Below are 10477 nucleotides of genomic sequence, written 5' to 3'. Positions count from 1 at the left end.
AACTTAATATTCGCTTTCAAATAAATAAATTCTTATTTAATTTGAAAAAACTATACTTTTTCAGTGCCCTCTATTTTTGGGCATTATTTTTCGCTTGATAATTAACTAATCCTATATGTATATAGGTTTTGACTTTTCTATATTCCCTATCTGATTATATTTAAAACCTTTAATTAAGAAATATTTTATCCTTTTAGAGAATTACGCTTCCTTTCCAATAAAAAATAACCTCCTACAATACGAAGGGGGTTACATTCTTATACATAACAGAACAAAAAACGCTATAAAAAAAAGCGCTCCAAACGAGCGCATTCTATCATTAAAATTCAATGAGACCTAAACTAATCTGTAGAGCTTCATCGACTTTTTCCATCATTTCCTCATCGAGATGAGTAATTTTGTCCGTTAGCCTCTGTTTATCTATCGTACGAATTTGTTCTAAAAGAATTACTGAATCTCTTTCAAAACCATATCGCTTCGCATCAATTTCCACATGAGTCGGCAATTTAGCCTTTTGAATTTGAGCTGTAATTGCTGCAATAATGACTGTGGGACTGAACCGATTCCCGATGTCGTTTTGAATGACAAGTACAGGACGGACGCCGCCTTGCTCTGAACCAACAACTGGGGATAGGTCTGCAAAATAAACGTCACCACGTTTGACAATCAAAGGATTACCCTCCGCTTACAAGACGTTCTACTGTATGCTCTGCCTCGTATTCTGCGAGAAAGCTTTCTGATGCAATGGATAAATTTAATTTAGCCATCTCCATATATCCTCGTCTCATCGATTCGCGGATATGTCTCTTTTTACGTTCGCGAAGATACATTTTCGTTGCTTGATAAATAAATTCACTACGATTTACATTTTCCTGCTTAACGAAGCCGTCCAATTCAGTTAACAAATGCTTTGGTAATTTTATCATGATCTCTGTCGTTGCGCTGGATTCAGACACAAAGATACACCTCCACCATCACTACACACCATTTTTAGCTCTGCTTTTTTTAATCATACCACTAATAACTGTTTCTGCAAAGTCCATTCAGCAATTCTACTGTATTATCCACCAAAAATTATCCCTTTTATGCATCAAAGAATGGAAAAAGCGAAAAATATTCTCAAAACAAAGAGGGGATTTACCATATTTTTCATCTATTATTATTTCTAGCTGGTATATGTGACCATAATTAATGTATTCATTTCTTTGATCATCCATTACTTTTATTTTCAGCCCAATGTTGAATTATTCTTTTACAATTCTCGCCAAAAATAAATCCTGCTATACTTTTCAGTTATAATCCGTTACTCCATCTCACTAATTAAGGGATTTACCGTTTCTTCAAAAACACCATTTTTTTTATATATACGGGGGACTCTTGCGGAAATCATACATGTGACCTCATAATTGATTGTGTCTAATTTAGTAGCAATTTCATTAACAGAGATTTCTTCATCCTTTTGCTTCCCAATTAACGTTATTTGCGTACCTGGTTCTAAATAGTACGGAAGCCTTACCATACATTGATCCATACAAATTCTCCCGACAATCGGCACTCTCTTTCCTTCTACGAGAACCTCTTGACCTTGCAATTTCCGCAACCACCCGTCTGCATAGCCAATCGGCAAAGTACCAATCCATTCCTCTTTTTCTGCCTCATATGTGGCACCATAGCTTACCCTATCGCCCTTGTTTAATTTTTTCACTTGGACCAATTTTGTGCGCAAGGAAAAAGCTTCTTTTAAGGAATAAGGCAAATCAGACTCAATCTCAAGAGATGGCGTCAATCCATACATGGAAATCCCCATACGAATAGCATTGTATTGTAAATCAGGATACAAAAGACTCGCGGCACTATTACTACAATGAACGATTGCTGGCAGCTTTGAAAATGCAGCAAGTAGTTCCTTAAAACGCTGGATTTGTTTCTCAAAGTAAATAGAATTTTTTTCATCTGCTGTTGCGAAATGAGTGAAAACTCCTTCCACCACAATATTCGGATGATTTGCCAGCAACTCTTCCACCTGCTGAATCTCTTGTTCCTTTCTCAGCCCAATTCTACCCATGCCTGTATCTAATTTTAAATGAATCGCCACGTGCGCATCTTTATTTAAAAATTGGATAGCATCTTCCAACCAATCGATATGATAAACCGTTAAAGTCACCTTATATTTTATAGCTATCGCTACATCGCGCGGTCTGCTTGCTCCAAGAACAAGTATGGGTGCAGTAATACCATTTTTTCTTAAATGAATCGCTTCATCTAAAAAGGCAACAGCTAAACAGTCTGCACCTGACAGCAATGCTTCTTTGGAAATTTGCAGAGCCCCATGACCATATCCATTTGCTTTCACTACTGCTATTATTTTATTATCAGCATGTACTCTTTTTCTTAATTCCCTAACATTATATGCAATCGCATCAAGATCAATTTCCACCCATGTATCTCGATAAAAGGTATCTTCTTGAATCAAAATCCTCACACGTCCTTCATGAAATAACAAACTTGTATCCTAAATTATTCTACTGTTTTTATCGCTTGTCAATTCCAATCCTTATATGTTTGTATGTATTGTTTCATTTATACATCAAAAAAACAGCTTCTATTATAGAAGCTGCTCAAAATTGTTTATTTAATCGCTTCTCCTTGAACGGAGCGCGCAACGGTAACTAATTCATCTCGAGTTAGGTCACTTGATGCAATTGTATAATCAACGCCTTCAAACGTCCATGATACTTTTGAATCCGTAACTTCCCCAATAGTAAAGCCTAAATCCACTGGATCTCCCTTACTAACAATTGGTCCTGCTGTAGCTGGTGCTACCTCTGCTTTTTCCTGAATAATGGTATAGGACACTACCCCATCGTAGGTTAAAATAACACGATTTCCGTTTTCCGTAGCCATTTTCTTTTCTTCTACCAAGCTAACTCCTTCTAACGGCTCTTCAGGATATTTCACAGCAAATTCTTTATCTTCTATTTCTCCCATTACCGGGATTACCATCTTAGCTGCTGTCATACTTTTTTGTAAATCAAAATCCTTTTTATCAAAGGAAACGTCAAACTTTACATTCGAGAACTTAACCGTAACAAGCGCTACTCCCTCTACATCCTTAACCTTCACACTCACAGGAGAAAGATCTTTTTTACTAAAAGCAATTTCCTGTGTTGGAAGCATTTTGTTATTCTGATAGCGTGTTTTCGTTTCAAATACATAATACTTATCTGTAGCAGAAAATTTCACATCTTTATCTTCTTCAATATCTTTTACTAAAGACTCATAGAGATATGCCTGACTACTATTTTCTGGCCACTCGCTTTGAAACTTAAAGCTTTTGTTTAAAGCCGGAGTTAAAACATACACACCTTCTTCATTTTTTAAGATCATTTGACTCTGATTCTTTGCCGAATTCTTTAGATTTACTCGATAAAAATCTGGGTCCTTATGCCAGACTTCCACTTCGTATGTTTGCGGCTCTGTCCCCATTTTGAGAGTCATTTCGGCGTCTGCTTTATACCCCTTTGTCTCGACCTTTTCTTTTAAATCAGTCAGAACATCTTCTTTCGATTTTGTTCCACAGGCAGTTAACAAAAGCATGACCGTTAGCCCTACAAATAGCAACCAAATCTTCTTGTTCATTTTTTCAACTCCCCTATTTTCATTTCACGTAGAAAGAGAGAAAAATAAGCAAACAGCATTTCTATTAAAAAATTCCATACCCTTATCCTTGTGAATTTTCTATTAGAAACCGAAAACCCATACTTGTCTCTCCTATTTCTCTATGAATATATGAGACAACCTTCGGGAATATGCTACTTGGAATAATATCTCTTTTCATTGTCATTTCGTTTATGGAAATGACAATCTAGTGGGAATCAATAAACTTTTCATAAAAAAAAGGAAAAAGGCGAAACACCTCTTTTCCTTATTCTTCAATAATTACTTGTGCGAAGGCATATTGTTTACTATGGGTAATAGATAAATGAACACCTTGAGAAAATGGCTTTAAAATGCATGGCTTTCCATGGGGATCATAGCTAATCTCCACATCTAAAAAACTTAGGCTTCCTCCTATCCCTGTTCCTAATGCTTTTGAAAAAGCTTCTTTCGCTGCGAATCTCCCTGCTAGAAACTCACTTCTACGATGACCTGACAGCAGCTCATATCTTTCCATTTCCATATCGGTAAGTATCCGCTTTGCAAAATTCGGCTTTCTTTGCATCAAAGTTTCTATTCTTTCTATTTCCGTAATATCTATTCCTGTCCCTTTTATCATAAGACAACTCCTTCTATTCCATTATTTATACGCATAATATATTGTATCTTTTCCTATTGTTTGGCTATTATTGTAGAAAGAAGCTTTATTAGGAGGTATCAAATACGGTTGTTTACCAGAAGAGAAAACTTTAGAGAGTATATTTCGTATTATCCAGTCGTATCTGCAATCCTGCTCATTCACCTAGTCCTATTTTTGTTAACAAATTTGCCCATCTTCCCAAACAAACATCTGTTAGATTTAATGATAGGTGTCAATCTATATATTGTAGAAGGGGAATGGTGGCGATTAATTACTCCTATATTTATTCACGGAGGATTTGCTCATCTTTTATTTAACAGTTTTAGTATTTTTTTATTTGGTCCTGCATTAGAAAGAATCCTTGGCAAATTTAAATTTCTCTTTATTTACTTAATTACCGGTATTGCAGCAAATATTATAACACTCCTGATTGAACCTCTTACTTATGTACATTTAGGTTCTAGTGGGGCAATTTTCGGCTTATTTGGCTATTATATTAGTCTAGTCGTTTTTCGAAAAGATATCATTTCTCAAAGTAATGCACAAATTATTACTACCATCGCTGTTCTTAGTTTAATCATGACATTTTTACAGCCAAACATAAATATTGTTGCCCATATTTTTGGCTTTCTAACTGGTCTAATCATTGGAAGCTTGTCTGAATCAAAGGGAAAGAAGATTATTTCCAGCTATAAAGAGGAATGGTACTATTTAAAACAGCAGCTTCGGCACACAAAAAAACCTGAAGGAAAATCCATTATTATTTGGATCATTATCTTCGGCCTTGCCATTATTGGCTTGCTTAGTCAATAAACGATAACATCACTAGCTTATTACAAAAGAAGGCTGCCTTTATAGCAACCTTCTTTTCTTATCTATAGGAATACCACTCATAAACCTTCTTCACATCACCTTTTGAAAGGTCTGTAACCACACCCGTTGCCCCCCCGGCACCAGAAAGAACTACTCCTTCAATCGAGGCAAGCTCTCCCTTTCTTTGCCACCATCCCTCTGTATAATAGAGAGCTTGAATACGATTACGCTTCATAATAAATGTCGTCTTGTGGAATTGACGGAAGGATAAGGTTAGTTGTTTACCTAAGATAGCATAGCCTGCTGAGCGATAATTCCAATATCCCCACATTGGTAAAATCAATAATAGCAATAACGATAGCATTCCCCATCCATGAAAAAAATAAATGAGTGTGCTAATAATAGGTAGTGCAATCCAGCTGTTTTTAACAATATATCGCCAAACAGACCGTTTTGGTGGTGGTATTAGCTGCTCACTCCATTCATATTCAGGAACCACTTCCTTTAGTAATTGCGGTAAATCCTTTTTCTTTAACAAGGGAACTGCCAATACATTTGCAGCTTCTATATCATTAAAAGATCCTCCTGCACTAATTAAGGATACGCCTACTAAATGAAATGGTTGGCGAAGCATAGCCTCCGTTACTTTAACTGCCTGAATGCGTTTTAACGGAATCGTAATTTGCTTTTTCTCAATTAACCCCCGTGTAATAATCAAATCATCATTCGTCTTTGATAAAGTAAAATTCGCATATTTGAGCAATGTAATAAACAAAGATAAAATCCATAATAATACACATAAAATAAATACAACGATAGAAATTAAGGCCAATCCACTTGTAATGAACTGATGAACTTGCTCATAAATTCTTTTGATTGGAATTAATTCTTCAAACTGGGAAACGAAGGCGAAAATCGCGGAAATAATCACTCCCACTCCACCAGATGTGGTGGCCAAAATAGCTAACTGTTTATTCGTGATACGATAGATTTCTTGTTGAACAGGTTCTATCTCTTCTATCTCTTCTTCCAATACTATTTCTTCGTTTTTCTTTTTTATGATATATCTTTTTAGCTCTTCGGCAAGCTTTTTTGATATAGCTGTAAGCTCACCTTCTGCTTCTACGCCCCCTGCTGTTTCTATCTTAACTTTCACCAGACGGAACGGACGATGAAAAATCCCTTCAGTAAAATCAATACTTTGAATTCGTTCAAAGGGTATATACCTCTTTTTCTTAACAAATACCCCATACTCGATACGCAATTCATTTCCTACAACGTAATAAGTAAAATAATTCCAGTGCAAAAAACCACTAATTAAAATCACAACAAGGAGCAGGATTGCTCCTAAAATCGTATATAATCCCCAGTCTGAAGGCTTTCCTCCAAGTACAATAATTCCTATAAAAGGGAAAATCAATTCTTTTAGACGCTTTAAAATTATATAAAGAACCGAAATAGGATGAAGTCTTCTTTTTTCAAACATCCTCTTCCGCCACCTTCGTTTTGCTAGAAATATAATGTCTTATTTCCTCTGCCTCCTCTACTTCAAGCACAGGAATTTCATGGATAGTAGCAGCAGTAGAAATAGAAACTGTCGCAAGCTCATACTTCCTTAACAATGGTCCCTGCTTCATGTCTACATGTTGAACTCTAATCATCGGAATTAGAGTTCGCTTAATTACAATGACACCTTGCTGAATTTCAATTTCATCTCCTCTGACTTCGTATCTCCACCTCTTCCATTTTAAAGGTGGTAGAATACCAATGGTCAGCACTGTATGAACAAGAAGATAAATAATTATCCCTATACTTATCAGAATATGCCAGTCAAAAAGAATAGCCAGTGTGATTACACCACCGCCAATAGCCATCATGATAAGAGAGGATATTACTCCTGTTATTCGCCAAACAATTATTCCCTTTTTCGATAATCTATTTTGAGGTATCGCTATCAATTACTTTCCCCCTTTTTCTACATTTTGTCTGTTTATACTAACTATATACGAAAATAGGAGAAAGTAGTTTCAGATTTTTTCTATCAAATATAAGAAAAGCCTCAATGAAGTAATTTTTTCATTGAGGCTTTTCATGCTAAGCTTAACGGTAAGACTTAGATTTATTGTATCCACCACTTGATTGTCCTTGGCGTTTGTTACTGCTATAACCTTGTCGTTGACGGGAATTATAATTTTTACGAGCACCACGATCATTATTTTTATCATATGGTCTACGATCACGTTTAACCGGTAGTGGTTTCTCTTCTGTTAACTTAACAGGTGTTGTATCCGGTTCTTTTGTCAGCATTTTTAGAACTGCTGCAACGATTGTAGAAGCATCTTTTTGCTCTAATAATTCGTCTGCTACATTTCGGTATGAATCTAAATTGTTTTCATCCATAATTTGCGAAATTTTTTCAATCACAGCTTTTTGCTGACCTTCAATTGCTTGATCCACTGTTGGCGGAATCATTTTTTCCATTTTTCTCTTTGTTGTTTTTTCCACAACTTGAAGATAAGATCTTTCTCTATACGTAATGAATGTAATAGCGACACCTTCTTTGCCAGCACGGCCAGTTCGGCCAATACGGTGAACATAGCTTTCTGGATCTTGAGGAATATCGAAATTATATACATGCGTTACACCAGAAATATCCAGTCCGCGTGCTGCTACATCTGTTGCGACAAGTACATCAATGGTTCCTTCTTTAAATTTACGAAGTACAGACATACGTTTTGCCTGACTTAAATCTCCATGAATACCTTCTGCTGTATAACCACGCAGATTTAATGCCTCAGAAAGTTCATCAACACGACGTTTTGTGCGACCAAAAATAATTGCCAACTCAGGCGATTGAATATCCAATAGTCTTGTTAGAATATCAAATTTCGTTTTCTCCTGTGTTTCAATATAATACTGTTCGATTAATGGTACTGTCATTTCCTTCGCTTTCACTTTTACTACTTCTGGATCTTTCATGAAGCGCTCAGCCATTTTTCTAATTGGTGCTGGCATAGTAGCTGAGAATAATAATGTTTGTCTTTCTGTTGGGATTTTTGAAAGAATTGATTCAATATCATCAATGAATCCCATATTCAGCATTTCATCTGCTTCATCCAATATAACCGTTTTGACACTATCCAAACGAAGTGTTTTACGATTAATATGATCTAATATACGTCCAGGTGTACCGACAATAATATGGGGATTTTTCTTTAAAGCACGGATTTGGCGATTTATATCCTGTCCGCCAAAAATAGATAAAACTCTTGTACGTTTTCCGTAGCCGATTTTATATAATTCTTCTGATACTTGAATAGCAAGCTCTCTTGTCGGTGCAATAATAATCCCTTGGATTACTTCCTTTGCAACATCAATCTTATCCACCAATGGCACTCCAAAAGCTGCTGTTTTCCCAGTTCCTGTTTGCGCTTGACCAATTAAGTCTTTATTTTGAAGACTTAATGGAATAGTTTCTGCCTGAATAGGTGTAGCTTCTTCAAAGCCCATTCTTTTTAATGCCTTCATTGTAGCAGGACTAATACCTAAATCTTGAAACTTTACCAATATATCCAATCTCCTTCTAGTCATTAAAAATATCCATAAACAGATGGATGTACTCCATCATGTCAACCATTCGTATGTACCTCACTTTCTAAATGAAAACATATTAAAATGGCATATCGTATTCATCACATTATGCCTTTCCCCATACAATTAAAAAGAAACGATAGTCGTTATTATATAAATGATGAAAGTTATTGTTGGTTTCAATAGCCTTACAACCTTTATCAGGAGAATGATGAGGTATATGCTACTATTTAAGTCTTATTAGTTATGAGATACTATTTAACCAAGTTCTAAATAGGAGGAAATTTCAAATGACTTCTATTTATTATTTTATTAATAGCTCTGTTACCAATTTGTGATAATGTCTATTCTCTCATAGAGAATCTTCAAAATTCACGTTCGAAAACAACATGATCTTTTCACGGAGCTTTAAACAAATTAGCTAATCTGAGAAAAGTTAGCCAAATACAAAGAAATAACACATACTTACCTTTAAAAAGAAAACAACTCATTCATAACAAAGCATTTCTTATCAAGGGAACCTTTCGTCAGTGGTGTTTACCCTTCTCTCCCACCGATTGTCAGTTGAACCATTCGGACCTTTAAGGACAGTTGATTTCCAAGCTATCCCTCAAATTCCCATAAGCAGGAAGTGACAGTCATAATGAAGTTTATAAGTGGGACTTTAGATCATTTCTCTCTATTTGACTAATTTATCGTTTAAAATAGAATGTTTATACTTTACTAACATTATGCCCCAAATGTTATGTTTCTTCACGTTACTTTTTAAAATAATCTTATCACTAAGAAATACGCTTTGCAATAAATTGGGTATTCGAAAATCTACGTTTTATACATGTTTTCCCCATTTTCGCATTGTAAACGTTTTACACAAAAGAGAGTTTGCAGCGTTCGTTTATCATTTCCTATAGAAATAGTATCTTTTTCCTATTGTTCTCTCTAACAATGCTTAATTGGAGAGTATAGAAGGGCAAAGCTTGCCTATCCTACTCTTTCCATTCAAGCAAACTTCTATACATCAGAATTTTTATGTTGTCACTTCTAATTTATGAGGGCTCCTTGAGGAATGTTATTATTTCTTGAAATAATAATTCTTTTCTCTCACAATGACAAATTAAATGCTTGGAATCTTCTACATAGATGATTTTCTTGTTTTCAGCGCGAATGGTATTGTATAAATAGTTTGCACTTTTCAATGGCACAATGCCATCTTTCTCTCCTTGGGCAATCAAAGTTGGTACGTGGATGTTAGACAACAATGGTCTCACATATTGGACAAGCTTTCGGAACTGGATAGTAGCAGCTAATGGGGTACTTTTTATTTTGTTTATATAGCGAGTAAATAACTCATTTTCTCTCATTCGCCCTCGAAAAAAATCCGCACAGATTATTCTTATGTCCTTTTGAAGCTGGACAAAATTCACATAATAAGCTGCTGCACTCAATAGGATTAATTTCTTAATAGGATATTTTGTTGCTAAATAGCTTGCTATTAATCCTCCCATCGAAAATCCGACAACATATACGGTATCATGTCTTTTTAATAAATCTCTTAACGTATCTTCTGCATGCAAAAGCCATTCATTATACATAATGCCCTTTAATCTCAATTCATTTCCATGGCCAGGTAGTGTGGGGATGATACATTCCCAATTGGAATGTTGTTGAATATATGTAGCCAGTGGTTCCACTTCCATCGGGGAACCTGTAAATCCATGTATAAACATACAAGCTGTCATATTATAGCCACTCCTTTTAGAGTTATTTTACACTATA

10 protein-coding genes are annotated in these 10477 nt (G+C 35.4%); 1 reads left to right on the top strand and 9 read right to left on the bottom strand.

Translation table 11 applies throughout. From position 1 onward, the window contains the following. Nucleotides 1–319: 319 nt before the first annotated feature. From ndoA to acpS, 5 genes are all read right to left on the bottom strand, one after another. Nucleotides 320–670, bottom strand: coding sequence for a type II toxin-antitoxin system endoribonuclease NdoA (gene ndoA, locus ADJ83_RS07880; protein WP_016201246.1), 351 nt, complete (start codon nucleotides 668–670; stop codon nucleotides 320–322). Between the two features lie 4 nt (nucleotides 671–674). After that, nucleotides 675–956 (bottom strand): CopG family ribbon-helix-helix protein, encoded by a 282-nt coding sequence (locus ADJ83_RS07875; protein WP_016201247.1) that lies wholly within the window; start codon nucleotides 954–956, stop codon nucleotides 675–677. A gap of 347 nt (nucleotides 957–1303) precedes the next feature. Then, nucleotides 1304–2473 (bottom strand): alanine racemase, encoded by a 1170-nt coding sequence (gene alr / locus ADJ83_RS07870; protein WP_031536299.1) that lies wholly within the window; start codon nucleotides 2471–2473, stop codon nucleotides 1304–1306. Between the two features lie 155 nt (nucleotides 2474–2628). Continuing rightward, entirely contained in the window at nucleotides 2629–3639 is a 1011-nt protein-coding gene (locus ADJ83_RS07865) for a LolA family protein (RefSeq protein WP_031536298.1), read from the bottom strand. Between the two features lie 286 nt (nucleotides 3640–3925). Beyond that, nucleotides 3926–4276 (bottom strand): holo-ACP synthase, encoded by a 351-nt coding sequence (acpS, locus tag ADJ83_RS07860; protein ID WP_031536297.1) that lies wholly within the window; start codon nucleotides 4274–4276, stop codon nucleotides 3926–3928. Between the two features lie 108 nt (nucleotides 4277–4384). Here acpS and ADJ83_RS07855 point away from each other — a divergent pair, with 108 nt between their 5' ends. Continuing rightward, entirely contained in the window at nucleotides 4385–5110 is a 726-nt protein-coding gene (locus ADJ83_RS07855; RefSeq protein ID WP_031536296.1) for a rhomboid family intramembrane serine protease, read from the top strand. 58 nt (nucleotides 5111–5168) lie between these two features. On the opposite strand, the gene ADJ83_RS07850 is transcribed toward ADJ83_RS07855, so the two are convergent. From ADJ83_RS07850 to ADJ83_RS07835, 4 genes are all read right to left on the bottom strand, one after another. Next, the gene (locus ADJ83_RS07850; protein ID WP_031536295.1) at nucleotides 5169–6596 is read right to left on the bottom strand and encodes a PH domain-containing protein; all 1428 of its coding nucleotides are present in this window, start codon (nucleotides 6594–6596) and stop codon (nucleotides 5169–5171) included. After that, nucleotides 6589–7068 carry a PH domain-containing protein gene (locus ADJ83_RS07845; protein ID WP_031536294.1) on the bottom strand — a complete coding sequence of 160 codons (480 nt, stop codon included), beginning with the start codon at nucleotides 7066–7068 and terminating at the stop codon, nucleotides 6589–6591. Before ADJ83_RS07845 ends, ADJ83_RS07850 begins: the two co-directional genes overlap by 8 nt. Nucleotides 7069–7210: 142 nt before the next feature. After that, complete coding sequence (locus tag ADJ83_RS07840; protein ID WP_081836568.1) at nucleotides 7211–8701, bottom strand: DEAD/DEAH box helicase; 1491 nt, start codon at nucleotides 8699–8701, stop codon at nucleotides 7211–7213. Nucleotides 8702–9747: 1046 nt separating this feature from the next. Continuing rightward, nucleotides 9748–10440 carry an alpha/beta hydrolase gene (locus tag ADJ83_RS07835; protein WP_031536292.1) on the bottom strand — a complete coding sequence of 231 codons (693 nt, stop codon included), beginning with the start codon at nucleotides 10438–10440 and terminating at the stop codon, nucleotides 9748–9750. Nucleotides 10441–10477 lie beyond the last annotated feature (37 nt).

The organism is Bacillus sp. 522_BSPC (assembly GCF_001076885.1).
Taxonomy (GTDB): Bacteria; Bacillota; Bacilli; order Bacillales; family Cytobacillaceae; genus Niallia; species Niallia hominis.
Note: the sequence above shows the minus strand (reverse complement) of the source record. Positions and strands in the feature narration are given on the sequence as shown.